Source organism: Staphylococcus caeli (genome assembly GCF_051413795.1).
Taxonomy (GTDB): Bacteria; Bacillota; Bacilli; order Staphylococcales; family Staphylococcaceae; genus Staphylococcus; species Staphylococcus caeli_A.
Genome location: NZ_JBOIRQ010000014.1, coordinates 14141 through 41121 on the forward strand (window position 1 = coordinate 14141; position 26981 = coordinate 41121).

The 26981-nt window shown below is 32.3% G+C and carries 23 protein-coding genes; 18 read left to right on the forward strand and 5 right to left on the reverse strand.

The features are described 5' to 3' along the window. Positions 1-42 precede the first annotated feature (42 nt). Positions 43-561, forward strand: coding sequence for an N-acetyltransferase family protein (locus tag ACSULM_RS08420; RefSeq protein WP_436862060.1), 519 nt, complete (start codon positions 43-45; stop codon positions 559-561). A 61-nt stretch (positions 562-622) separates the two neighbouring features. On the opposite strand, the gene ACSULM_RS08425 is transcribed toward ACSULM_RS08420, so the two are convergent. Next, positions 623-1531 carry a DMT family transporter gene (locus tag ACSULM_RS08425; RefSeq protein ID WP_436862062.1) on the reverse strand — a complete coding sequence of 303 codons (909 nt, stop codon included), beginning with the start codon at positions 1529-1531 and terminating at the stop codon, positions 623-625. A gap of 101 nt (positions 1532-1632) precedes the next feature. Here ACSULM_RS08425 and ACSULM_RS08430 point away from each other — a divergent pair, with 101 nt between their 5' ends. Beyond that, positions 1633-2514, forward strand: a complete 882-nt coding sequence (locus tag ACSULM_RS08430) for an AraC family transcriptional regulator (protein ID WP_436862064.1) — start codon at positions 1633-1635, stop codon at positions 2512-2514. A gap of 158 nt (positions 2515-2672) precedes the next feature. On the opposite strand, the gene ACSULM_RS08435 is transcribed toward ACSULM_RS08430, so the two are convergent. Together ACSULM_RS08435 and ACSULM_RS08440 are read right to left on the reverse strand one after the other, a co-directional pair. Further along, positions 2673-3827, reverse strand: a complete 1155-nt coding sequence (locus ACSULM_RS08435; protein ID WP_436862066.1) for an ArgE/DapE family deacylase — start codon at positions 3825-3827, stop codon at positions 2673-2675. Between the two features lie 180 nt (positions 3828-4007). Continuing rightward, positions 4008-4331 carry a hypothetical protein gene (locus ACSULM_RS08440; RefSeq protein ID WP_436862067.1) on the reverse strand — a complete coding sequence of 108 codons (324 nt, stop codon included), beginning with the start codon at positions 4329-4331 and terminating at the stop codon, positions 4008-4010. Between the two features lie 440 nt (positions 4332-4771). On the opposite strand from ACSULM_RS08440, the gene pgsB reads away from it, so the two are divergent. The 5 genes from pgsB to ACSULM_RS08465 are packed head-to-tail and all read left to right on the forward strand — an operon-like array spanning position 4772 to position 9212. After that, positions 4772-5929, forward strand: a complete 1158-nt coding sequence (gene pgsB / locus ACSULM_RS08445) for a poly-gamma-glutamate synthase PgsB (RefSeq protein WP_436862069.1) — start codon at positions 4772-4774, stop codon at positions 5927-5929. A 1-nt stretch (position 5930) separates the two neighbouring features. Continuing rightward, the gene (pgsC, locus tag ACSULM_RS08450; protein WP_436854404.1) at positions 5931-6383 is read left to right on the forward strand and encodes a poly-gamma-glutamate biosynthesis protein PgsC; all 453 of its coding nucleotides are present in this window, start codon (positions 5931-5933) and stop codon (positions 6381-6383) included. A gap of 15 nt (positions 6384-6398) precedes the next feature. After that, a complete protein-coding gene (locus tag ACSULM_RS08455; protein ID WP_436862070.1) occupies positions 6399-7469 on the forward strand; it encodes a CapA family protein in 1071 nt (356 codons plus the stop codon). Next, positions 7459-7617 (forward strand): hypothetical protein, encoded by a 159-nt coding sequence (locus tag ACSULM_RS08460; protein WP_436862072.1) that lies wholly within the window; start codon positions 7459-7461, stop codon positions 7615-7617. Before ACSULM_RS08455 ends, ACSULM_RS08460 begins: the two co-directional genes overlap by 11 nt. Before the next feature lie 2 nt (positions 7618-7619). Next, on the forward strand, positions 7620-9212 hold the full coding sequence (locus tag ACSULM_RS08465; protein ID WP_436862073.1) for a gamma-glutamyltransferase: 1593 nt from the start codon (positions 7620-7622) through the stop codon (positions 9210-9212). Positions 9213-9289: 77 nt separating this feature from the next. On the opposite strand, the gene ACSULM_RS08470 is transcribed toward ACSULM_RS08465, so the two are convergent. Next, entirely contained in the window at positions 9290-10627 is a 1338-nt protein-coding gene (locus ACSULM_RS08470; protein WP_436862075.1) for an aspartate aminotransferase family protein, read from the reverse strand. 589 nt (positions 10628-11216) lie between these two features. Here ACSULM_RS08470 and ACSULM_RS08475 point away from each other — a divergent pair. The 7 genes from ACSULM_RS08475 to ACSULM_RS08505 all read left to right on the forward strand — a co-directional run bounded on the left by ACSULM_RS08475 (position 11217) and on the right by ACSULM_RS08505 (position 19523). Then, positions 11217-11933 carry a D-ribitol-5-phosphate cytidylyltransferase gene (locus ACSULM_RS08475; RefSeq protein WP_436862077.1) on the forward strand — a complete coding sequence of 239 codons (717 nt, stop codon included), beginning with the start codon at positions 11217-11219 and terminating at the stop codon, positions 11931-11933. Further along, on the forward strand, positions 11926-12954 hold the full coding sequence (locus ACSULM_RS08480; protein ID WP_436862079.1) for an alcohol dehydrogenase catalytic domain-containing protein: 1029 nt from the start codon (positions 11926-11928) through the stop codon (positions 12952-12954). Before ACSULM_RS08475 ends, ACSULM_RS08480 begins: the two co-directional genes overlap by 8 nt. Before the next feature lie 88 nt (positions 12955-13042). Next, positions 13043-14731 (forward strand): teichoic acid ribitol-phosphate polymerase TarL, encoded by a 1689-nt coding sequence (gene tarL, locus ACSULM_RS08485; RefSeq protein WP_436862081.1) that lies wholly within the window; start codon positions 13043-13045, stop codon positions 14729-14731. Between the two features lie 147 nt (positions 14732-14878). Then, positions 14879-16603, forward strand: coding sequence for a glycosyltransferase (locus ACSULM_RS08490; RefSeq protein ID WP_436862082.1), 1725 nt, complete (start codon positions 14879-14881; stop codon positions 16601-16603). Positions 16604-16750: 147 nt separating this feature from the next. Then, positions 16751-17335: an MptD family putative ECF transporter S component gene (locus ACSULM_RS08495; RefSeq protein ID WP_436862084.1), complete on the forward strand. Its 585-nt coding sequence runs from the start codon at positions 16751-16753 to the stop codon at positions 17333-17335. Between the two features lies 1 nt (position 17336). After that, positions 17337-18059, forward strand: a complete 723-nt coding sequence (locus tag ACSULM_RS08500; protein ID WP_436862086.1) for an energy-coupling factor transporter transmembrane component T — start codon at positions 17337-17339, stop codon at positions 18057-18059. A 9-nt stretch (positions 18060-18068) separates the two neighbouring features. Next, positions 18069-19523 (forward strand): ABC transporter ATP-binding protein, encoded by a 1455-nt coding sequence (locus ACSULM_RS08505; RefSeq protein ID WP_436862088.1) that lies wholly within the window; start codon positions 18069-18071, stop codon positions 19521-19523. Positions 19524-19571: 48 nt separating this feature from the next. Here the strand turns inward: ACSULM_RS08505 and ACSULM_RS08510 are convergent, their stop codons facing one another. After that, the gene (locus tag ACSULM_RS08510) at positions 19572-21644 is read right to left on the reverse strand and encodes a helix-turn-helix domain-containing protein (protein ID WP_436862090.1); all 2073 of its coding nucleotides are present in this window, start codon (positions 21642-21644) and stop codon (positions 19572-19574) included. A 331-nt stretch (positions 21645-21975) separates the two neighbouring features. Between ACSULM_RS08510 and ACSULM_RS08515 the strand changes: the two genes are divergently transcribed. The 4 genes from ACSULM_RS08515 to ACSULM_RS08530 all read left to right on the forward strand — a co-directional run bounded on the left by ACSULM_RS08515 (position 21976) and on the right by ACSULM_RS08530 (position 26956). Further along, positions 21976-22992: a LacI family DNA-binding transcriptional regulator gene (locus ACSULM_RS08515; RefSeq protein WP_436862092.1), complete on the forward strand. Its 1017-nt coding sequence runs from the start codon at positions 21976-21978 to the stop codon at positions 22990-22992. A gap of 83 nt (positions 22993-23075) precedes the next feature. After that, positions 23076-24359 (forward strand): MFS transporter, encoded by a 1284-nt coding sequence (locus ACSULM_RS08520; protein WP_436862094.1) that lies wholly within the window; start codon positions 23076-23078, stop codon positions 24357-24359. Positions 24360-24383: 24 nt separating this feature from the next. Further along, positions 24384-25868, forward strand: coding sequence for a xylulokinase (gene xylB / locus ACSULM_RS08525; protein ID WP_436862096.1), 1485 nt, complete (start codon positions 24384-24386; stop codon positions 25866-25868). A gap of 17 nt (positions 25869-25885) precedes the next feature. Beyond that, positions 25886-26956 (forward strand): NAD(P)-dependent alcohol dehydrogenase, encoded by a 1071-nt coding sequence (locus ACSULM_RS08530; protein ID WP_436862098.1) that lies wholly within the window; start codon positions 25886-25888, stop codon positions 26954-26956. Positions 26957-26981: the final 25 nt, after the last annotated feature.

Genomic DNA, 26981 nt, shown 5'->3' on the forward strand with positions numbered 1-26981 from the left:
AATGTATGATTAGGTTAATTCATAGCAGTGTGGGGGGATATCATGCGTATTGAGCGAATTTGTCCGAATGAAGCGGAGGCACTTTATGCTTGTCAAAAAAGGTTGGATGCAGAAACACAATTTATGTTGTATTTAGCAGATGAGCGGGAATTTGATCAAGAACAACTTGAAGACGAAATTAAACGTAATTTTTACATAGGTGCTAAATCAGATGACGACGAAATACTAGGTTATGTATCTGTACATATAAGTCGTTTAATTAAAATTAGACATATCGGTTCTATGGTGACGGGTCTGGTTAATGATTTGCAACAACAAGGTATTGCCACTCAAATGTTCAATGAAACAATTAAGTGGGCCAAACGTAAAGGTCTTAGACGTTTGGAATTAACAGTTATTACAACAAATAAACCGGCAGTAAACTTTTACGAAAAACTTGGCTTTAAAATAGAAGGTATTCGTCATGAATCAGTTTATATAGACGGACACTATTTTGATGAACTGTACATGTCAATGATGTTAAATCAGGAAACTGAATATCAGACAGATTATGTTTGGTAATTTAAAAGCGAAGAAACGAGATCGAATGTGTGTCGATGACGTTTCCTCGCTTTTTATAATGTTAACGTTCTTGTTCTTTTTTTAAAGAAAGGGTTAGTATCAAAATGATAATAAGCAAAATGCCTAATAATTGATAGGGTAGAAAACTTACTTTCAACCAAAATGCGCTTGCAACTATAGCCATTACTGGCTCAATGGTACCAAAAAGAGTGGTTTCCTTCGCGGATAAATAATTTAAACTTTTAATAAAGAAGAAAAATGCCATTGCTGTGCCAAAGATAATACCAAATGTTAAATAAGATATGTTAGCAAAGTTTAAATGTGTAATATTGAATTGCCAAATTGGCGCTTTAAAATTCATTAATATACCAGAAATGAGCATCGCCCAACCTACCACGAGTATAGCTGGGAATTTGATTAATAACTTACCTGCATAAATTGTATAAAAAGCGAGTGATAGTCCAGAAATAATTCCCCATATGACACTAGAACTAGGTACTACAAGATTATGGATAGAGCCGTTTGTTAATAAGAGGAAAGTTCCAGATATCGTTAACAGAATTGCAATTAGATCAAATAATTTAAAATTTGCTTTTTGACGTAGAACAAACCAAACGATGATATAAACTGGTGCGATATATTGTAATAAAGTTGCAACGGCAGCATTACCAAAGTTTATTGACGCCATGTAAGAATATTGTACAAGTAGCATGCCGAAAATTGAGAATATCAATAGTTGAATTGTACTTTGGACATTATGAAATACTGAAAATATAGTTAGTTTAGGGTTCAATATTTTAAAGATTAATAATAGAATGAAACCACTCACTAACAGACGAGCAGTAACATACCAGTTAATGTCTACGCCTTGATGCTGAAATAAGTAATCAGATACTGTGCCACCTAATCCCCAAAAAGAAGCACCTAAAATTGCCAAGATAATGCCGATTAAGCGTTGTTTATTTTCCATTTTATCACCTTCATTTACTAATATATTAAAATATAGCGTAAAAAATATTGTTATAATACAATTAAACACGTTAAAAATAGCAATATATTGAGGTGGCGAAAATGTATAAAGATGTTCATTTAGAGAGTAATGGAGAAGAACGCATTCAATATGAGGATCGTAACTGGAAGCATATTGTATTAAAAACAAAATTGAATGAAATGACAATGGGCTATATTCCTATTCATTGGCATCGCGCATTACAATTTGTATTTGTTATTAAGGGACAACTTAAAATCATCATAGGGAATAAAGAGAAACTGCTTGATAAAGGTGACGGTATATTCATAAATTCGGATATTGTGCATGAGATTCAAGAAATAGAGCAATTTAGTGAATTCTATTGTTGGAATATTGGTATACCAGACGTTACAAATTACATGGAATATAAATATATAAATCAAATTGTACAACAAGCACAAGACGTCCCATATATATTTTTATCTCAGTGGAATGTATATCATAATCGTTTATTGAATATCGTTGAAACGGTAGGCAAAATATATAATGACAAAGAGCAGTATTTTGATTTAGATATCATGATGCACTTTTATCATACATTGAAGTGTTTATTATATATTATAGATCACGAACCAAACGATTTTACATATAAATTTGATGCCAGAATTAAACAAGTAATGTTGTATATACAGCAGCATTTTTCTGAGAAGGTGACATTGAAACACTTAAGTCAGTTGATTTACTTAAGTGAAGCAGAAACGATTAAATTATTTAAGAAATATGTAAAGCAAACGCCATTTGAATACTTGACTAAATATCGTTTAGAACAAAGTATGTATATGCTCAAAAGAGATGAACAGTATTCGATAACTGAGATTGGGATGGCATGTGGTTTTTCTACTACTAGTTATTTTATTAAAGTCTTTAAAGAAGCGTATCAAATGACACCTAAACAGTATCAAAAACAGCTAAGTACATTATGACAAACTATAAAATTAACAAAAAAAGAGTGGAATAGAAACCTAAATTTTTAAAAAGGTTTCTGTCCCAGCCCTTTTGAACTAGTGAATATTTTTGTGATAATACGTTCGTTATTTAGTTATGCATGTAGAAAGGGTATATTCAACAAATAAGAATCCTATTATATATTTTTTAAATATGTTGTGAAGAATTCCGTATACAAGTCAATAAAAGTAAGATAAATAGATTTTTCAACATATTCGTCTACTTGATGCGCTTGGCTGACTAATCCAGGAACGTACATAATAAATGAGAAATCTTCGTCTTTATCAACTAATAAATCTGAAGCATCAGTAACACCTGGTGAAGCTTCAAATGGTAAATCCGTGTTTAAATATTTTGTGCCCATATCATGCGCTAATGTCGCTAATTTATTTTGACCGGTTGTATAAACAGGAGGACGAGACATATACGTATCAATTTCAATATCAGTTTTATCTGTTTCAACTTGTTTTAAAATATCATTAAAATAACTAATAAATTGTTCGTTATCGTGTTCGGGAATTGTACGAATGTTAAATTCAGATTCAGCATGTTCAGGGATAGAGTTAACTTGATTACCACCGTTAAAAATTGTGGCATTCATCAATGCATTTCCCAATAAATCATTATGCTGTTCAAATTTTTTAAATCCTTCATCTGCTTTATAGACAAACTTCACTAGAGGAGATATCGCATTAAAACCGAGTTGTGGCATAGAACTATGAGAAGCCTTACCTCTTGAAATGACGCGGATATCCATTGATCCTTTATGTGCATAAATAATTCTATCTTGAGAAGGTTCGGCAATGACAAGTGCATCTACGTCTTTCATATAACCTTGTTCTTGGAATGCTTTCGCACCTTCTCCGACAATTTCCTCACCAGCAGTTGCTAATAAACGAATTCGACCTGTTGTTAATAGTCCTTGGTCATGTATGTCAATTAAACTGAGGACCAATGCAGCTAAGCCTGATTTCATATCTGCTGACCCACGGCCATAGAGCTTACCATCTTTTTCTGTTAAAGTGAACGGATCATATGTCCATTTCTTGTAATCACCAGCTGATACAACATCCATATGACCTGAAATACCTAGAACAGGGCCAGATTCACCAATTTCTGCTACTAAATTTGCACGCGTATCACTAATCTTGATTACTTTAGAGTCTATGCCATGTTGAGCAAGTAAATCCTTGAGATAGTTACAAACTTCAATTTCATTATCATTGACAGATTTAATGCCTACTAAATCTTTTAAAATTTGTACTTTCTCTGTTTCGGTAAATTTACTCATTTTTAAAAACTCCTTTACTGTAAAATACTATACACATTAATTATACCGAATATTTTGAATTTAATGTGCTTAGAAGCATTCTTGTTGGGAAATTTGAGGGGATGAGTATGTCATTTTGATATTCATATTTATATTTATATTTAAAAAGTGAGGAGTTATAAAGTATACACAATTAAAAAATCATACATGTACTTTAGAAGTTGAATTATCTAAAGGCCATGTATGATTTTTGTTATTTTCTAATATTGACAGTTTGTTTGAGTGGTTATGGATACTTGACTGTGATCCTTTTGGTACAGCAGTTGATTCAGTCGTTGTTGAGTTAGAAGTATTATCGATATTATCTACGTTTTCAATATTTTTAGTGCTATCTGCGTCTAAAACTGAGCCTCGCATATCATTCCCTTGGAAACTACCAACTAAAATCATAATAAGATAGCCACAACAAATAATTGCCACAACTGCAAGATAAATTGAAACAACTAACTTAACTGGTTTACTCATAAAACTGCCTCCTATATGTCCACGAAATATCTCTATACATATAAAGTAACATCTAAATTTTAATATCATGTAAAGTTGCAGTAAATATTATATTTTTGTTTTCTGAAAAAGATTGTAGAGGATTAAAAATATTTTAAAAAAATAATAAGAAATTCATTTGTTCGCTAAAAATATTAAAATACCGCTGTTAAGGCTTTTTGAATTTAAAATAATTTCATTTTACATGTATTGTAAAGGTTGGTTTACAATTTGTTAATAGTGACTTTAAAGTGTTTATATTAAATCAATAACTGCGTGATAGCATGTCTATATTGAAAGAGATGTAGATTTAACATTACTAAACGAATTATAAAGAAAATATGTTCATTATGTTAATCAATCATTATTTCTCAACTTTATACATAAAAAATAACAGTCTGAGTGAAAAGAGGGACAAACATTTGCTACTTATCATAATTTGTGTAGGACTTATTCTTTGGTTAGGTATTGTCGAGAAACGACGACATTCTGATAGATTAGAGAAAATTCCTGTACGCATCAATATAAATGGTATTAGAGGTAAATCTACAATTACAAGGTTGATTTATAGTATTTTGCGTGAAGATCAATATCGCGTAATTGGTAAAACAACTGGAACAGATGCTCGAATGTTGTACTGGTTTACACCGAAGGAATTTCCTGTACATAGAAAACCACAAGGTGCAAACATTGGTGAACAACGTGACATCATCCGAAAGGTTGTAAGACAAAAAGGGAATGCCTTAGTAAATGAATGTATGGCGGTTAACCCTGATTATCAAATTACCTTTCAAAAGGATCTTGTTAAAGCCAATATTGGTGTCATTGTAAATGTAATGGAAGACCATATGGATGTCTTAGGCCCAACTTTAGATGAAGTTGCAGAGGCCTTTACTGCAACAATTCCTTATCGAGGTCATTTAGTTGTGATGAAAGATGATTATACAAAGTTTTTTGCAAAAGTGGCAAAAAGAAGAAAAACAAAGCTGATTGTCGTAGATAAAGAAGAAGTACCAGAATCATTTTTAAGAAAATTTGGTTATATTGTATTCCCCGATAATGTTGCAATTGCAATGGGTGTTGCAGAAGCGTTAGGTATTGATAGAGAAACGGCATTGGCTGGTATGTTAAATGCTCCGCCAGATGTTGGCGCGGTAGAAGTTAAATATTACAATGCAAATCAATCTACTAACGTATATGTAAATGCTTTTGCAGCAAATGAACCACAATCAACAAAGGCGATTTTGAACAAAGTAGAGACATACAATTACCCTTACAACAAAATTGTGATTATCCTGAATTGCCGTTCGGACAGGATTGATAGAACAAGACAATTCTGTGAAGACTTTATCACAGAAGTAGATTTCGACACATTAATCTGTACTGGTAAGAGTACGCAAATGGTAACAGATGTGATGAGAGGTCAACCCGATAAGAAATATTTAAACTTTGAAGGTAGAGATATAAAAGAAGTTGAACGTGCGGTTTTCGAAGAATCTCAAAATGCTTTGATGTTCTGTGTAGGAAATATTCACGGACCAGGTAAACAAATAGCACAGTATATAGAAGGGATCAAATAATATGATAGGTTCAGAGTTATATTTTTCATTATTTGTAGGCATCGTATTAAGTTTAATATTTGCTGAAAAGTTTGGTATCAGCCCTGCTGGTTTAGTAGTACCAGGATATTTAGCGTTAATCTTTGATCAGCCAGTCATGTTGTTATCCGTACTAGTGATTAGCTGTATTACATACTTCATTGTCAATCATGGCATTAGTCGTTTTGTGATTTTATACGGACGTCGAAAATTTGCTGCGATGATACTGACGGGTATGGTATTAAAATTTGTGTTCGATTTAATTTATCCTTTAACCCCGTTTGAAATGGTTGAAATGTCAGGTATTGGTGTTGTAATTCCAGGAATAATAGCCAATACAATTCAAAAACAAGGTGTCATTATTACTTTGTCGACATGTATGTTATTAACATGTATTACTTACGTCATCTTATTCTTTTATAGTTTTATCAACTAGTAAGGAGCATGAAATATGAAGCATTCTAAGAAATTTTCAATAGAAGAACGCATACTCAAGTGGACGAAGCGACACAAAAAAAGGAATTCAATCTATACCGGCATCATCTTGGCAATTGCACTGGTGCTTTTAGTATTTGCAGTTACAGCACAAAAAGTCGAACCAGTAAAAGCAATGGGTAAAGGACAGAATGAAATCAAGTTGACGTATTTAGGAAACATTGAGTTAAACAAGCACATTCGAAAAAACAATTTAAATGATGCGTTCTTTGCGATACGCGATGTTTTAAAAGGAAGTGACTATTCCACTGCAAGTTTAAAAATGTCAAAATTTTCAAATGATAGAAAAACGAATATCGACAAAAATTTAGAAAATGTACTGTTTTTAAAAGGTCTGAATTTCAAAAGTTTAAGTGTGATTAACGAAGTGACCGACAATATAACAGCAAGAGATTTTATGAAATCCGTAGAGTCTCAAACTGGGTACAATTATCTTACAGGTAATGGTTCCAATCCCATCAATAGTAAAACGGTTCAACAAACAGTAAAAGGAAAAAAAGTTGCTAATGTATCCCTTACGGATGTTGAGTCTGATTACACAGACCCAATAAAAAATACAACTTCAATAAGTTTAGAACCTAATATCTATGTTCCTTTAATTAAAAAATTAAAGGAGAAAAATGACTTTGTAGTTGTTAACGTTGATTGGGGTATCACAGATGAACGCTCGGTAACGACTAGGCAAAAAAAATACGCACATTCATTATCAGATGCGGGCGCTGATGTTGTTATCGGTCACAATTCAGTTGTTCAAGAAATTGAAAAATATAAAAATACTGATATTTTTTACAGCTTAGGTAATGTTACTTCAGAAGGTTTTTTATCTAAAAATAAACAAGGATTAATGGTACAGCAAAATTGGAATGGCCAGCAATCTAAATTTATGGTGACACCTATTAAATCTCAAGGTGGAAAGATTACGAAATCCTCACCAAATGCAGTTGAAGAAAGAAAATTATTAAATAATATCAAAGGTAAGGGTATTGAATTTAAAAAAGAGAATGGAGGTTACGTATATGAACATTAAAAATCATTGGGTAAGCATAACTGTTATTTCAATCGTGTTAATCATTTTCTTATTAATTGTTTTTGCGAGAGCAAATGAAGGCTTAGATCAATACGAACAAAGTGAGCTAAAAACGTCTCACCATCATTATTTATCTAAAGGAGCATAAGTATGAGTATTTATAAAAAGAAAACGCTCATCGTAATATTACTCCTTACCATACTTATATCATTTCTCTTTTTTATGATTACTAAAAAAGATAATTATAATAAAGACGATTTATATGAGAATAAAATAGCTGATCATGATCAAGAACTTTCAGAAAAAAATTACGGTGTCGCTTCAAATAACCCAATCGCAACGCGTGTGGGCGAAAAAATATTAAAAGATGGTGGTAATGCTATAGATGCATCAATGGGTGTTTCTTATGCGCTAGCTATCACTGAGCCACACTCCTCTGGTTTAGGCGGTGGTGGGGCGATGTTATCTTACGATGGACAAGAAAATGTCGCACCTAAGCAATGGCAATACAAGGATATTTCTTCATTTAACTTTAAACAAAAAGATAAAATTGGTACACCTGGTTTTGTGCGTGGTTTGCATGATGCACATAAAGAAGGTGGAAAAATGGATGAGAAGAAAATTCTCGATTATGTCATTCCTTTGGCTGAAGATGGATTTGAAGTAGATTCGGAACTAGAGCGAAGTCTGAAGTTATATGGTTCAGATGTCGATAGAAACTCACCATTCTTTGATGGAAAACAAACCAAAAGAGAAGGCGATGTTGTAAAACAACCGGCATTGGCTAAGACAATCAAAGGCATTAGAGATAAAGGTCCAGATTATTTCTATGATGAAATTGGTGAAAGTGTATCTAAGCAATTAGACGATAAACTCACTAATAAAGATTTTGAAAGCTATAAAACACAGAAAAAAGAACCTGTAAGTACAGATTATTTAAATAATAAAGTTTACTCAGCGTCTAACCCATTGGGAGGTACATTAATGTTGCAAGGACTGGAAATTGATGAGGCGACTGACAATCAAGGTGCGCCAGACAATCGTTTAGATTACATAACTGGCATTTTAAAGTCGAGAGCATTGATGTACAGAAACCGCGATATTATAAATGGTCAAGATCAAGACTTTGATGAATATTTATCGCAAGATTATTTATTAGGCAAGCTAAATGAAGTTAACTTTAATAGTAATTTTAATACCAATAATGTAGATAATACGAGTACGACACACTTTGTAGTTATTGACAAAGATGGGAAATTAACGAGTACCACGAATACACTAGCAAGCTTCTTTGGTTCTGGTAAGTATATGAAAGAAGGATTCTATATGAATAACTCATTAGGTAACTTCTCTTCTAATCCAGCAAGTCCCAACTATGGAGATAAGCATAAAGAACCACGTTCATTTACCGCTCCAAGTATTGTCGTTGGTCCAGATTACTATATGGGTATTGGTACGCCAGGTGGTAATAAAATTCCAACCACAATTAATGAAGTCTTGATAGATTACCTCAGAGGTGATGGTACATTACAAGAATCAATAGATAAACCACGTTTTTATAACGACGGTGGCAAGATATTCTATGAAAATGCGACTAATAAGCAAGATATTGATATATTCAAGAGCTTAGGTTTTGATATTGAAGAAAAACGTAATGATCCAAACTTTGGTAGTATTCAAGCAGCACTTTATAATAAAAATGACCACTCAGTTGAAATTGGTCATGACGTAGGTAATAGGTAAAACATAGGGGTATATTAAAAATAAAAAACGGATGCATATCTTTGCGATATGCATCCGTTTTTTGGGATGAATATAAGTTACCAACCTTGTCCAGCAATATTATAATTATCCAATTCACCAGATTCGTAATCTTTAATGGCAGCTTCAATTACATCTAATGCTGTATCTAATTGTTCATATGTAATAACCAATGGAGGTTGGAATCTCAGTACATTACCTGCAACTGCAATAATGATTACTCCATTGTCGAAACAACGATTACAGATTTTTAATGCACCGTCCGCATCACGGGTCTTAGCTTGTTTATCAGAAACAATATCGATACCAATAGATAGACCTTTTCCTCGAACATCTCCTACGCTGTCATATTGTGACTCCCATAAATCCATACGTTGACGCACATAGTGTCCCTTGTCTGTGCTCGCAGTTAATAAATCTTGATCTTCAATCATTGAAAGTGTTGCTAATGCAGCCTCACAGCTAACAGGATTTGCACCCGTCGTGAATAAGTGTGCAGGTGGCTCTAAATAATCCATAATTTCAGCGCGTCCCACAATTGCGGACATTGGAAGGCCGCCAGCCAAAGATTTTCCGAAAGTAATGAGGTCTGGTTCAATATTGTAATGTGTAACGGAGCTCCAACTTCCAGTACGCCCTAAACCTTGTTGGATGTCATCGACTGCAAGTAAAATACCATGTGTTTTGCATAATGTTTGTAATGCCTCAAAGTAACCATCTACGGGTTCTAATAAACCACCATCACCTTGTATCGTTTCTATCATAATACAGGCAACTTCATCGGCAGGCACATACTTTTCAAACATTTCCTTCAGTGGTGCCAAATATTCATCCACAGTATTAGGTTGTGTATTACCGAACATGCCGCGATAGTTATCTGGAAAAGGAATGTGATAGAAGCCTGGTAACATTGGACCATAATGTTTGCGCATATTTAAACTAATAGCAGACATAGAAAGTGAACCATAAGTTGATCCATGATATGCATTAACAAAACTAATAATATAAGGTCTACCCGTATATGCACGTGCTAGCTTAACAATGCCATCGTTGGCATCAGAACCAGATAGACCAAATAATACACGTTTGTCATATGTACCAGGTGAAATTTCACAGATTTTTTTAGCTAATTTAACAAGGGGTTCGTGGTACATATATGCAGGTGTATAGTGGATGAACTGATCTACTTGAGCCTTAATCGCTTCAGTAACAGGTTCGGGTGCATGTCCAACATTTTGAGAACTTGCGCTAGCCAAAAGGTCGATATATGTATTGCCCTCCATATCAACAAGCGTTGCTCCATATCCATGTGAAATCGCCAATGGATAATATTTGATGCGGCCTGGTTTTGCGAAGTATTTACTATCTTCATGAATCAATTGCTCTGATTTATTCATAATGTTTCCCTCCCAGTATTTATCATAAGAATACTTTTGATGATAAAGAATCTAATAGCACCTACTTATATGAAGTGCATTAACATTCTAAAACTATAAAACATTCGCACTAATATAGGTCAGATAAAGTCTAATTCCCCGTAAAAATCAGGCTAAATCATCGCTGATACGTACGAATATACTAATAAAATTCGGAATTGTAAATATATTCTGAAAAATTAATGTTGAATAACGCTAATTATGTGTAAATTAACACATAAAATATTGTAGGAGTCATTTGAAAAATAGAATAAAAGTGGAACTTTTTAACAAAAAAGTGGATATCAAATACTATTACGGATGAATTAAAAAGGAAATAAGTAGAAATAGCCTCAGAAAGTTGATATATTATGCATAAGAATTAATATCTTAAATCAATATCGTAATTAAACAAAAATTGATATATTATTGTGTAGGAATTAATATCTTAATATAGATATCTTAATAATCGAGAGTTTTAATAATAACCGTAATGAAAACAAACTTTATTATAGATAAATGAAAAATTAAAAATTACTATTAAATAGTATAGTTATTTAGGAGGAAAAATATGATTTATGGTGGGATTTTAGCAGGTGGTATAGGTTCACGTATGGGGAATGTACCATTACCTAAACAATTTTTAGATTTAGATGGAAAACCGATTTTAGTGCATACAGTTGAAAAATTTTTATTAACAAGTGAATTTGATAAGATATATATCGCAACACCACAAAAGTGGATATCACATACGAAAGATACATTACGTAAACATAATATAGACGACGAAAGAGTTGAAGTTGTTCAAGGTGGATCGGATCGTAATGAAACAATTATGAACATTATAAATGCTGCTGAAGCAGAACACGGTATCAATGACGACGACGTAATTGTGACACACGATGCAGTTAGACCATTTTTAACACGCCGTATAATTAAAGAGAACATAGATAATGTATTGGAATATGGTGCAGTGGATACTGTAATAACAGCGACTGATACAATTATTACTTCAGAAAATGGAGATTCTATACAATCTATTCCTGTTCGAAGTGAGATGTATCAAGGTCAGACGCCACAATCGTTTAATGTTAATTTATTAAGAAATAGTTATAATGAATTATCAGATGACGATAAACAAATTATGACCGACGCATGTAAAATTCTCGTCGTAGCTAATAAAAAAGTGAAATTAGTTATGGGAGAACTTTATAATATTAAAATTACAACACCTTATGATCTAAAAGTCGCAAATTCAATCATAAAAGGTGGGATGATGAGTGATTAATCAAGTTTATCAACTCGTAGCACCAAGACAATTTGAAGTTACCTATAATAATGAAGATATTAAGAGTAACAAAGTTATTATTAGACCTTTATACTTGTCTATTTGTGCTGCAGATCAACGCTATTATACAGGCAGTAGAGACGAAAAAGTCATGAAAAAGAAATTACCAATGTCTTTAATTCATGAAGGTGTTGGTGAAGTGGTCTATGACAGTCAAGGTATTTATAAAATAGGAACAAAAGTGATATTAGTACCCAATACACCTATTGAAAAAGACGATGTTATAGCAGAAAATTACTTGCCTAGCAGTAAATTTAGATCGAGTGGCTTTGATGGATTTATGCAAGACTACGTATTTATGGATCATGATCGTGTGGTTGAAATCGATGAAAGCATTGAAGACTTAAGCACGATTGCATATTCAGAATTAGTCAGTGTGAGTTGGCATGCAATTCAACGTTTTGAACGTAAATCGAATGCAAATAAAAATAGCTTTGGCATATGGGGTGATGGCAACTTAGGCTACATCACTGCTATATTATTACGCAAATTATATCCTAATGCTGAGATTTCTGTTTTTGGTAAGACGGATTATAAACTCAGTCACTTTTCATTTGTAGATCATATCTACCATATTCATGACGTTCCGGAACACATTACATTTGATCATGGCTTTGAATGTGTCGGAGGTAAAGGTAGTCAATCTGCAGTAAATCAAATTATCGACTTAATCGCTCCAGAAGGCACAATCTGTCTGTTGGGTGTGAGCGAGTACCCTATTGAAGTTAATACGAGATTAGTACTTGAAAAAGGTATAACTATGAGCGGTAGTAGTAGAAGTGGTGCGCAAGATTTTAAAGATATTGCTGACTTCTATAAGCATAATCCAGATGTTGTTGAAAAATTATCATTACTTAAAGGTAGTGAATTTGAAGTGAAAACAATTAATGATGCTGTTAAAGCATTTGAAACTGATTTATCAACTTCATGGGGTAAAACTGTTATTAAATGGACGATGTAAATTTAATAGCATAGATGTGGTAAAAGCATAATTTTTATTAATGATGCCACACGACAAGTTAGCTGTATAAAAGAGAGGAATTTTTAAATTGAATAAATCTAAAATAATAATTGATAATATCTATTGGGAACGTATTCAATTATTTATAGAAGGTCACGTAGAAGATATTACAATCAATAAAAAGCAATTTGTGTTAAGAAACTTGACCGAAACGAAAGAATTGAAAGCAAATGATGTAAAAATTGAAGGTAATCAATTTAGAGCACGCTTTAATGTTGCGATATTAGATGACGGTAATTATTTACCATCGGGCGAATATTTAATCGTATATAAAGGCGACTTTGATTATATAGCACATATCAATGAATCATTGTTAGAACTTGAGCAATATGAATTAGACGAAGAGCAGCTTGAGTTATACCATGAGGAAACAACACAAAATGGTAAAAATAATTTGTTGCTAGAACATTTTATGTATACTTTTAGAAAAGGTGGTAACTCAACCAAGACAGAGTATATTGTTACGCCAATGATTTCTAGTGAAGTGAATGAATTTGTTTTAGATATAAAATTCAAAGCGCCTACACCAAAAATGAATCCACTCAAACAAAAAATTAGAAACGCAAAGTTAAAATATAATCAATACTCATATAATGTTCGAAACTTTGTTTTTCAAACAATATTTAATGTAACTAAGTTTTTCCATTTGAAAAAGGGTAATACCGTATTGTTTACTTCTGATTCAAGATCGGAAATGTCTGGTAATTTTGAATATGTGTATAATGAAATGCTACGTCAAAACTTAGATGAAAAATATAAAATACATGCGCTATTTAAATCCAATATCTCAGCGCGTCGTAATTTTACTGATAAATTCAAATTCCCTTATCTTTTAGGGAAGGCAGATTATATTTTTGTAGATGATTTCCATCCATTACTATATACAGTGAAATTTAGAAAGAGCCAAGAAATTATTCAAGTGTGGCATGCTGTAGGTGCATTTAAGACTGTAGGATACAGTCGTGCAGGTAAAAAAGGTGGTCCATTCTTCAATTCTGTAAATCATAGAAATTATACGAAGGCATTTGTATCATCAGAAACAGATATTCCATTTTATGGAGAAGCTTTTGGAATAAAAGAGCAAAACATAATTCCGACTGGTGTGCCAAGAACAGATATTTTATTCGATGATGCCTATGAAAAACAAATTATTGAAGAGATGGAAGCAGAATTGCCAATTGTTAAAGGGAAAAAGGTAATTCTATTTGCACCAACCTTTAGAGGAAGCGGACACCATACTGCACACTACCCATTCTTTAAAATAGATTTCGCTAGATTTGCACGCTATTGCCGTGAAAATAATGCAGTTGTACTATTTAAAATGCATCCGTTCGTGAAAAATAGATTAGAGATTCCTAGAGAATATCAAGATTACTTCATTGACGTTTCTGATTTTAGAGAAGTAAACGATATCTTATTTATCACAGATATTTTGATTAGTGATTATTCATCACTTGTTTATGAATTTGCAGTATTTAAACGTCCTATGCTTTTCTATGCATTTGATTTAGAAGATTATATTACTTCACGTGACTTCTATGAACCATATGAAACCTTTGTTCCTGGAAAAATTGTAGAATCATTTAGTGAATTGATAACTGCATTAGATCAACAAGATTTTGAAGTTGAAAAAGTAGAGCCATTTTTAGATAAGCACTTTAAATATCAAGATGGACGCTCTAGTGAACGATTAGTTAGAAATATATTTGGCAGTTAATAACAAAAGCAATAAAATAGCATTTAAAATATATGGGTTAAGTACAACAATAAATAAGGCATGGTTGGTATACTTAAGAAAGAAAAGTGACATGCTTAAAGAATAATGTTGATTGTATTTAGCCCATTTTATATAAGGTGGCGTATTATGAAATTTTCAATTATAGTACCAAGTTATAATTCAGAGACTTATATATCTGAACTTTTAACGAGCTTACAGAATCAAACGTATGACAAGAAACATTTTGAAGTAATCTTAGTGGATGACTGTTCGACAGATCAAACACTAAAAATTGCTGAAAAGTTCAAAAATAAAATGAATTTAATTATAGAAAAACTTGAAACAAATTCAGGTGGCCCTGGTAAACCTAGAAACACTGCTTTAAACATTGCGCAAGGTGAGTATGTATTTTTCGTGGATTCTGACGATTACATTCACAAAGATACATTGACTGATGTATCGAAATTTGTGGAACGTAACCACGCAGATGTTGTATTAGTTAAGATGGAAGGTGTAAATGGTCGTGGTGTACCTAAATCTATGTTTAAAGAAACAAAAGATTCAGTTACGCTAGCGAATTCAAGAATTATTTATACACTAAGTCCAACTAAGTTCTATAGAACTTCATTATTACGTGAAAATCATATTGATTTTCCAGAGGATTTACGTAGCGCAGAAGACCAATTATTTACAATGAAGGCTTATGTTAATGCAGATAAAATTGCAGTTCTTGCAGATAAATCTTATTATTATGCTACGAAACGTGAAGGAGAACATATGAGCTCTGCTTATGTTGCGCCTAAAGATTTCTATAAAGTAATGGGATTAATTACCGAGGAAATACTGGACAGTCCATTGGAAAATTCACACGAAGTATTAGGGTACTTTATCGATCGCCATTTTTCTTTTTCAAGAACAAACAACTTCTCATTGAAAATCGCAGATGATAAAAAAGAAGCTTGGATGGACGCACTAGGTGATTTTATTCAAAAAGTACCAACTGAAGTTGATACTTTAGTAAAAGACGATTTAAAACCTTTACTTTACTATGCACGTTTAAAAGATATGCAGCATTATCAAATGGTCGAAGAAAGCTATAAAAATGGTACATTTTACAATTATAATGCTCAAGATGGTGTATTACACATTCAATTCGGCAAGGATGAACCATTTTTTGAATTTAGCAAATTAGTTAAACCAGATATTAAGATGTCTCGTTTTAATTTTAATGAGCAAACTTTCGAAGTGGAGTTAGAGTTTTTAAGTTCAATTATCAACCCAAATCACGTGGCAACAAAGATTCAGCTGAAACTTTTATCACGTAATAAAAAAGAATTTATATATGTCCCATTAACTTTAAATGATCAAAATAAATTCAAATTTAAAGTTGAGATGGATGATGTTATTCCATATCTAACGAAAGAAAAAGTATGGGATGTCTTTTTAGAAATGCGCGTGGATAATATGACTGTTGAAAAACGTATCGGTAGTAAACGTGCTAAATATCCTTATGCTAAGGAGACAAGCACTATTGTGAAGAATCAGGAACAATATTATCGATTCACGCCATATTTTACAAAGGATTTCGATAATCTGTCCTTTTATGTAACCAACAATAAACTAAAAGATATGATTGAAGTTACTGTGAAAGATAAACAGACGATACAGTTACGTAGTTTAGAATTTAATTATGTTTTATCGGAAGGGCTAACAGCTCTAGTCTTATCGAATTCATTTATACACGGTTATTTAACAACTGAGACGGTAGGAGATACATTAACTTACTGTATTTCACTTTCAGATAAAGTGAAGAATAGAGATTTGAAAAAACAGTTCAGAATTGAAACACCAAGTTTAGTTTTAAAATATTAATTAGTATATAATAGTAAGTGAACTAATGTGATATTAGGACACTTACTATTTTTTAATTCGTCATCATTGATAATAGTTTTCAATTATAGTATGTTTGAAATAAATGAGACACGTATGTTTTAGTTATATGTAAAGAGGGAGTTGCCGATGAAAAAAAGCAAGATTGATATAAAGGATTTAATAAATATAGGCCTCTTTACGGCAGTATACTTCATTTTTATAGCACCTCCAGGTATCTTAGGTATAATCCCCATTTTTATGCTCTTACTTCCAGCCATGATTGGCTTAGTTGGAGGAATACCAATTATGTTACTTATCACAAAAACTCAAAAATTTGGTGCGTTGTCGATATGTGGTATTGTCGTAAGTTTAATATTAGCAATTATGGGACATCCATGGATGGCTTTGATTTTAAGTGTGCCAGTCATTATTATTGCGGATATGATTATGGCTATGGGTAAGTACAAAAGTTGGAAATTAAATAGTATTGGATATGTTGTATTTTCGTTTTGGCCTATTGGTAATTTGTTGCCATTTTATTTTATGAGACATTCATATTTGGCATTTATCCAGGAAAAGTATGGCACAGATTATGAAGCGACAGTAGAGGCTATCTTTTCACTAGGCATGATACCAGTGATTATCGTTACTACAATTATTGGAGCTTGGATTGGTGTCATCTTTGCGAAAAGAGTTCTGAAAAAGCATTTTCAACGTGCAGGTATGATTTAATATGCGCAATCAAAGAATAACGCACAACCACATATTTAATTTGGATCCAAGAATTAAAATTTTAATGATGCTTATTATCTCGTTAATTGCACTAACTGGTGGTACAACGGGGCACGAAATCATATTTAGGTTAATTGTCATGTTGATACCAGCACTTTTGCTAATCCTAGTAGGTAAATACGTTATAGGTTTCACATGCATGGTGGTTATTATTTTAGCATGGTACGGTGAAGCATTTGTGATAATCGAAGGACAGCAGCAGATTGCCACACTACTTATCTTCGTACCATCAGGGATTGTAACACGCTTTTTACCGTCACTTATTATGGGCTATTATATATATACAACAACACAAGTTGAAACATTGATTTTAGGGTTAGAGCGTATGAAAATACCTAGAAAAATTACAATTCCGATTGCAGTGATGTTTAGGTTTCTACCAACTATTAAAGCTGAGTCATCATCTATTAAAGATGCAATGAAAATGCGAGGTATTTCACTACGTTTAGTCTTTAAAAAGCCAATTTTATATATCGAATACCGCATTGTACCGCTCTTAAACAGTGTTATTAAAATAGGAAACGAATTAACAGTTGCTTCTGTTACACGAGGATTGAATCTGACTTATAAAAGGACATCTGTCATTGATTTAAGAATACGCTGGTTTGATTGGCTATGCGTTATTATAACGATGTTACTGGGGACGACTTACTATATTTTGTGAGGTTAAAATATGATTGAAATACAAAATTTATCGTTTAATTATGCTAATGGAGACCAAATATTAAAAGATATAAACCTTACTGTGAAAAATGGTGAGGTTATTTGTTTGACCGGCGCCTCTGGTTGTGGGAAAACGACTTTGACTAATACATTAAATGGAATAATTCCCCATTTTTATCATGGTGATATTGAGGGGGATATTAGCATAAATGGTGTCTCTATTTTAGCGCAATCTATCTATGATATTTCTAAACAAAGTGGTTCAGTATTTCAAAATCCCAGATCTCAATTCTTTTGTTTAAACACAACAAGTGAATTGGCATTTGAACCTGAAAACTATGGTGTTGAGCCTCAAGAAATTAAGACTAATATAGCAGAAACTACTAAAATATTACACATGCGCCATCTACTGGATAGAGAAATTTTTAATCTTTCAGGTGGAGAAAAGCAATTAATTGCTTGTGCAGCCGTCCAGATTCAAGGACATGAATTAATTATCTTAGATGAACCGTCGTCCAATTTAGATTTTAAAACAATTATCAAATTGAGGCATATGTTGGAAGCATGGAAAAGTGAAGGAAAAACAATTATCATAGCGGAACATCGTTTACATTACCTTATGGAAGTAGTAGATCGTTTTGTAGTATTGAAAAATGGTAAATTAAACCAGATATTTTCAAATGCTGCGTTTAAGCAACTTACACAAGAGAAATTATATGATTTAGGATTAAGAGCAACGCATCTACGACAAATCATGCCCAAAGTGGTACACAATGAAGTACAAGGTAAATTAGTAATGAACGATTTTCATTTTAAATATAAATCAAAATTACCGTTATCGTTAAATATTTCTAATCTTGAAATTTCTAAAGGTAAAGTGACAGCTATTGTAGGGCATAATGGTTCAGGTAAATCTACTTTTGCTCGATGTTTAACTGGTATTGAGCGTAAATTTAAAGGGCATGTTCAACAAGATGGGAATAGTTGGAATCGAAAGCGAAGATTAAATCATGTCTATTTAGTGATGCAAGATGTAAATAATCAATTGTTCGCTGAACGTGTAGATGAAGAATTAAAATTAAGTAATCATACCTTAGATAATACGGCAATACAAAAACGATTAAGCCAATATAGTATTTCAGAACATGTTGATCGCCATCCGTTGTCGCTTTCAGGTGGTGAAAAGCAAAGGTTGGCAATTGCTAGTGCAGTGGAAACAAAACGGGATGTACTTATTTTTGATGAACCTTCAAGTGGATTAGATGGTGCGCGTATGCGTGAAATGAGTGAAATCATTAATCATTTAGCTTCCTTGGGTCATACAATATTTGTTATCACTCACGATTATGAATTATTGTTAGCATGTGCAGATGAAGTGATACATCTTGAACATGGTTATGTAAAGCAACAATATCCAATGGATGACGCACACTTAACAGAAATACAACAATTTTTCGAAATTTAAGACAATATTTATCATAAGAAACCTGAGCTTATTAAAGGCTCAGGTTTTTTAATTGATAGAAATCATGACATATAAAATTGAATGTGAATTTATTTTGAATTGTAATGGGTCTTTAAAATAATGCATCTGCAATTTGGAAAGTGGAAAGTTTGAATGATTAATTGCTGAAATCATAGAAATCCCAATATAATTGTGTTCCAAATTGGAAGGAACTAATTTCGTAATCATACCATGTTCTGAGTTCAAAAGACGTGAGAAAATGGGAAACGATTTAATGAAATTATGATGAATACGAAAAACAAGTGAAGACATAGTTTGATTGTTGAACAATATTAAATGATACTGTGTGTTAGTTTTAGCTATGATTACATTTGGCAGTAGCGTGATGTTTTGGTCGTAAAAAGCATCTAAAAAGCTATATATATGCACAATAGGCATGTAACAGTGATATTGATTGACTAACATAATATAATTGGGATCGTCTGAATAATAATTATAGCCAACACCGCCAATAAGTGTATTTGTTTCAATAAGAAACTGTGTTAATAAGACATGTGTGTCTTGACTGGGACTATTGAAATATTCTTTAAGTGCAGTATGTGTGATATGAGTGAAAATTAATTTTTTAGCATAGATAGACCCCAGATGCTCACAAAAAAGTGCAATATTCTGTTTTAAGTTGCTCTGTTGTATGGATTTTGTGAGTTTATGTGAAATTAGATTATTAAATGTATGAAGATCTAAATCAATATAATAAAAGTCTACGTTTAACGATTTTATCAATTTAATAATTTGTACAATGTCGTTTGAGTTTTTAAGAATGTTGTCAATGGTAATACCTATTTTCAACATTGGATAATTGTGCTTAAGACTAGTTATCATCATTGGGAAATCATTGAATAATTGATACGTGAAATCAAATTGTAACGTGACACGATCCAGATGACTGTTTATTTCTGTTAGTAAGTTTTTTATCGGCATTGCAATCGTTTGAGACAGTGTGAGGTCGGTTATTTTAAAAGTTAAATAGTAACCGTTTGTCATTAAATATTGTATAACTGATAATACTTGCTGCGATTTAAGTGCATTCAAATGATTGAAATTTGTATTTAAAATATTGAGGTTCACTTTAGGAAAAGATGATAAAGTTGTATTTTTTATATGATTTTCTGAAAAAAATAGTAAATCGTTAAGGTCATTTAATTTTATAAAGGTGTAACCAGATTCAAAAACTGTGTCAAAGGACAATGTAGATAAATTTATTGTATGTCGGTCATTAGACACAGATTTAGTGGCTTTGTACGTTGTATTAAAGTAATTAACAATTTGTACGTGATCAATAGACATTTGATTAGGCACATTATAACAACTGTCTCTGAAATCATGCACATATTTTTTGGGTGGAATATGGATATAATTTTTAAAATGTTTAGAATACGTACTTACATTTGTAAATTGATATTTCATTGCGACATCATAAATACTTTTATGTTCTTGAATTAAATCGAATAATGATAAAGCAATACGCAAAGAAGTCGTATAGTACTTAAAATTCATGTTTAATACTTTTGAAAATAATATCGAAATATAAGATTGCGAAATAAAAAATGTTTGCGCAACTTGTTTGGTATTTATTCTATTATGAATATTTTCATGAATATAGTTAGTGATTTTTTGAACCAAGGGATGCTTAGTATAAAGTGGTGGTATATATTGTGTAGGAATCAATACTTTAGCTTCTCTAATTAAAAACTCGACGATATTAGAAATATAAGTATTTATAGCATTTTCATCTTCTATAGAGTGATGTATATCTTTTAATACTAAATTCCTGAATTGTTCTACAAAATGAATACGATTGAAGTCGAAATATGAATTTGAGAGGTTGCTATCTTTTTCGTAAAAGAGAGGCAATGGTAGTTTTAACTCAACGACATCTTGTACATTAAGCATTTGAAAAAGGTCAGCATTATTTATAATGATTCCATTTTCGATAGTAATAATTGAACCATTTAAATTAATTTTACAGGGTTTGTTTAACGGGAGCAGTACAACAATTTCATTGATACATCTTGTTAAGTCAGATGTATAATGATTTCTAATAGTTAAAGAACTAATCACAAAAATCACCTTTGTTTAGATATGAAACAATCATGTTATATAATACTGCTATTGTACAATGAGGAAATATAAAAAAGTTGAATATTAAGAGTTATTAATAAAAGTGATGTTACGAATTAAGAAATCGTTGTGTAAGTGTATTTGGGGCGTATTTTTACTTTGGAAAATTAAAATTGTGAATTAAATATATTAAACATTAAGTAGATACGAAAAACGATCTAGAAATTATATTTTTGTTGGTAGCGCTTGCAAAAAACAAGAAAAATTCTTATAATGTGTTTACTGACTTGTTATAGTCTGTTGAAAAACTTAAACGTTTAAGGTGAGAGAAATGAAAAGAAATAAACCTACTTTACATGATGTGGCAGAAGTGGCAAGTGTTTCAATTGCTACAGTGTCTAATGTCCTAAATAATAAAAGTACAGAATTAAGTGATAAGACACGAGATAAAGTTTTATCGGCAATAAAGGAATTAAATTATGAACCAAACCAGTTTGCAAGAGGTTTAAAAACGGGTCGCTCTAATATTATCGCTTTTATTATTCCTGATCAAAATCCTTTTTTTACTGAAGTCCTAACAGAATTGAGTTTTGAATGTCAGAAGCATCAGCTACATGTGGTAGTTGCATCTTCAGAAGAAAATGAAGAGAAACAAAGAGATTTAATAGATACTTTCATTTCACAAAATGTAAGCGCTGTTATACTGGTGCCAGTAAAATCTGATTTTAATATAGAAGAAGAATGGTTGAAGATACCAATAATGACACTTGATAGAGCACTAAAAACAACTAATATCCCTTCTATTACTGTTGATAATGTAGATGCAGCATATCATGCTACTAAAAGAATTCTAGAGAATAACTGTCAGTCAGTCGGTCTATTATTAGCAAATCCTAAAATTAGTACCACAATAGGAAGAAAAAGTGGATATGAAAAAGCATTAGCTGATGTTGATATAATGATTAATCCCAATCTGATTTTTTATAGCGACCTACAATTTGGAACAGATGCACAAATAAAAAGTGGTTACAATGCTACTAAAAAACTGTTGAGTAGAGGTATTAAAGGGATAGTATCTACTAATCATTTATTATTGTTGGGTGCTTTGCAAGCAATACGTGAAAGTGGCAAAGTAATTGGAAAAGATGTCATTATAGTGGGATTTGATGATAGTTATTGGAATGAAATTTACACACCAAAGTTAAGTGTCATATCACAACCTGTTAAAGAAATGGGCCAAAAAGCAGGAGAAATGATATTTAAACTTATTCAAGGTAAAGAGGTAGAATCTATAAAACTTTCTACGAATTTGATTATTCGTGAATCTTGTAGCTTTATAGAGAAATAAAAATTCATAATATTAATGGATTTTTATCGAACTTAACTTAAACGTTTAAGGTGATTTGGTAAATTCTTTAAGGGGGAAATAAATTGGATACTACAGTACACAACAATAAACAAAATACTTGGATGGGAATACCTAAAATTATTTTTGCAGCTTTAATTGCTATTTTTATTTTTATGACTGGTGATGGGATTGAACAGGCGTTTTTATCAAAAAATATAGTTGATTTAGGGTTTACTGGAAGCCAAGCATCTCTGGTATTTACTGTTTATGGAGTTATGGTTGTTATTGGTTCATGGCTAGCTGCAATTTTATCCGATGTATATGGGCCGCGTAAAGTTATGGCATTAGGGACATTAATCTGGTTAGTCTTTCATATTCTGTTTTTAGTATTTGGTTTAGGAATGGAAAATTATGGAATGATGATTTTAATGTATGGAATTAGAGGACTAGGTTATCCATTATTCTTATATGGATTTCTAGTCTGGGTTACTTATATTACTGATAAAGCTCGGTTAGCAACAGCTATCGGTTGGTTTTGGGCAATGTTTTCAGTAGGTATGGGTGTTATTGGTACGTATTTACCAAGTTTTACTATTCCACATATAGGTTTTATGGGTACGTTATGGATGTCAGTGATTTGGATATTCATTGGAGGAGTAATAGCATTTTATATAGTTGGCAAAAGAAATGTAAAGCCGAATGCTGACAAGACAATAAAAGAAAGATATAAGAAAGTAATGAAAGATGTTGGTATCGTTTATAAAAATCCAGATATTATCAAAGTGTTTATAGTACGTATTATTAACCAATTGTCTCTCTTCGGTTTAGTTGTTATATTCCCAGTATTATTTACCGACACCATTGGTTTTACTATGCAACAATGGCTATGGACTTGGGGTACTATGCACATTACCTGTATCGTTGGTGATGTGGTATGGGGAATTGTTGCAGACAGAATAGGATGGAAACGACAAGTTATGCTCTTTGGTTGTATTGGTTGTGGCGTAACTACACTGTTATTTTATTACTTACCTATATTGAGTGGAGATGTATTTGCAATCGCTATACTATGTGCAGTATTATTTGGAATTACACAATCGGCATTTGTGCCTATTTTTGCAATTTTTACCGCATTAGAACCAAATCATATTGGAGCGACATTATCTTCACATAATCTTGCAGCTGGTCTAAGTAACTTTGTAGCTCCAGCATTAGCAACAATATTTTTACCTATATTTAATGAAGTAGGCGTTGTTTGGGCATTTGCGATTTGCTATTTTATCGGAGCAATAATTACTTACTTTATAAAAGTACATCAACCGGGTATTGATGAAAATAAGGGAAGTATTGCAACGATACAAAAATAAGACTAAATATAAGGAGCAGATATAATGGAAGACGTTGTTCTTGGTATTGATATGGGAACGAGTGCGATAAAGATAATAGCAATCAATAAAAAAGGCCAAGTTGTTGCGAAAACAAGTGTCGGTCTGAATTTAATACAAATACAGCCTGGCTATAATGAACAAGATCCGGAATCATGGTTTCAAGCTGTAATAAAAGGTATAAAATCATTACTTCAAGAAAAAAATATGAAGCATAAACGTATAGTAGGTGTTTCTTTTTCAGGACAAATGCATGGTCTAGTTGCATTAGATGATAATTATAAACCATTGAGAAACGCCATTTTATGGAATGATACAAGAACTACAGAACAGTGCCAAATGATTAGGAATGAATTTGGAGATACATTGTTGACAAACCCAATTTTAGAGGGATTTACACTACCTAAACTATTATGGATGCAAACACATGAACCAGAATTGTGGCAAGCACTTGAAATATTTGTATTACCAAAAGATTATGTGAGGTTTAGACTGACTGGCGATATCTCTATGGAATATAGTGACGCTGCAGGTACTTTATTATTAAATCCAGATACTAAAACATGGGATGAAACTATTGGAGCTCAATTATCATTAGGAGATATCTATCCTAAACTAGTTGAATCGCATGCTTTTGTGGGTAATTTTACAGAAGAAATCAAACAAGAATTAGACTTAAACTATGATGTAGCAGTATTTGCAGGAGGGGCTGACAATGCATGTGGAGCTTTAGGTGCTGGAGTAATCAAAGCGGAGCAAACCCTCTGTAGTATAGGAACTTCAGGCGTGATATTATCCTGTATTTCCAATGATAAACAAAACTTTGGAAACAACATTCATCATTTTAATCATGTGTTATCAAATATAACTTATGCAATGGGTGTGACTTTAAGTGCAGGAGATAGTTTAAATTGGTTGAAACAGACGTTATTTGACAATGAAAGCTTTGATGATGTTTTAAATCAAGCCGCACAATCTAATATTGGTGCAAATGGTTTATTATTTACTCCATATTTACAGGGTGAACGCACACCGCATGGAGATGCATTTATCAGAGGTAGTTATATTGGTTTGCACAGCAAAACTAGTAAATCAGATATTGCACGTGCGACAGTGGAAGGTATTACGTATTCCCTTTATGAATCCTATCGTTATATGAAAGCAAGTGAAAGTAGTAATAATCAAATTGTTTCGATTGGTGGAGGCGCTAAAAATAGCTTTTGGATGCAACTGCAAGCGGATGTATTTAATGCAAAAGTGATTCCATTAAAATACGAAGAAGGACCAGGTATGGGAGCTGCTATGTTAGCAGCATATGATGTAGGATGGTTTGAATCTATGGAGGCCTGTGCCGATGCATTTATAGCATATGGTGAACCATTTTTACCAAATCAGCAAAAACACGAGTTATATCAACAATATTTTGAAGTATATCAGCAGATTTATCAACAAACACAGAAGTTAACACATCAATTATTAAAAATTAAGTAAATGTAGGAGGAAAAATTATGACACAAAATATTCCAGAAATGATGCGTATTTCATTATTAAATAAACCGTTTGATATGGAAACAAAAGAGGTAAAAGTACCAGAAATTGGGGCAACAGATGTATTGGTAAAAGTAATGGCGTTTGGTGTATGTGGATCTGATGTACATTATTATGAGCATGGTAGAGTGGGGGAATTTGTTGTTGAAAAACCTTTGATACTTGGCCATGAATGTTCAGGAGTAGTAGCTGATGTTGGTAGTGAAGTTAAGAAATTTAAAGTAGGTGACAGAGTTGCTATAGAACCAGGTGTTCCATGTGGAGAATGCGAATATTGTAAATCAGGTAAATACAATTTATGCCCAGATGTAGCATTCTTAGCTACACCACCAGTAGATGGTGCTTTTAGTCAATACATTAGTCATCCTGAAGGATTTTTATTCCATATTCCAGATGATTTATCATACGAAGAAGCAACACTTAATGAACCTTTTTCAGTTGGTGTACAAGCATGCAAAAGAGCAAATGTACAACCGGGATCGACTGTAGTAATAATGGGAATGGGGCCAGTTGGATTAATGGCTGTTGTTGCTGCAAAAGCATTTGGAGCTACAAAAATTATAGTTTCAGATTTAGAAAAAATACGCTTAGATGAAGCACTTAAATTAGGTGCAACACATGCAATTAATATAAAAGAACAAGATGTTGCAACATGTATTAATGAAATCACAGAAGGTAATGGCGTTAACTATGCATTTGAAACAGCCGGGAATCCAATCGCATTACAAAACGCATTAGCTTCATTGAATAATGGGGGAACACTCGCTATAGTAGGGTTGCCACAACAAGAAAATATTGAACTTAATATTCCATTCATTGCGAATCATGAAATTAATATTGTAGGTATTTTTAGATATGCAAATACTTATGATATGGGTATTGAAATGTTGTCGAATACAACAGCCGATTTAAATACGATGTTTACAGATGCGTACAATTTAGAAGATGCTAAAGCAGCTATGGAGCAAGCTAGAACGAATAAAAGTGGCTCATTAAAAGTGATGGTTTATCCAAATGGCAAACCAGAATAATTATTAATAAAAATATAAGAAGAAC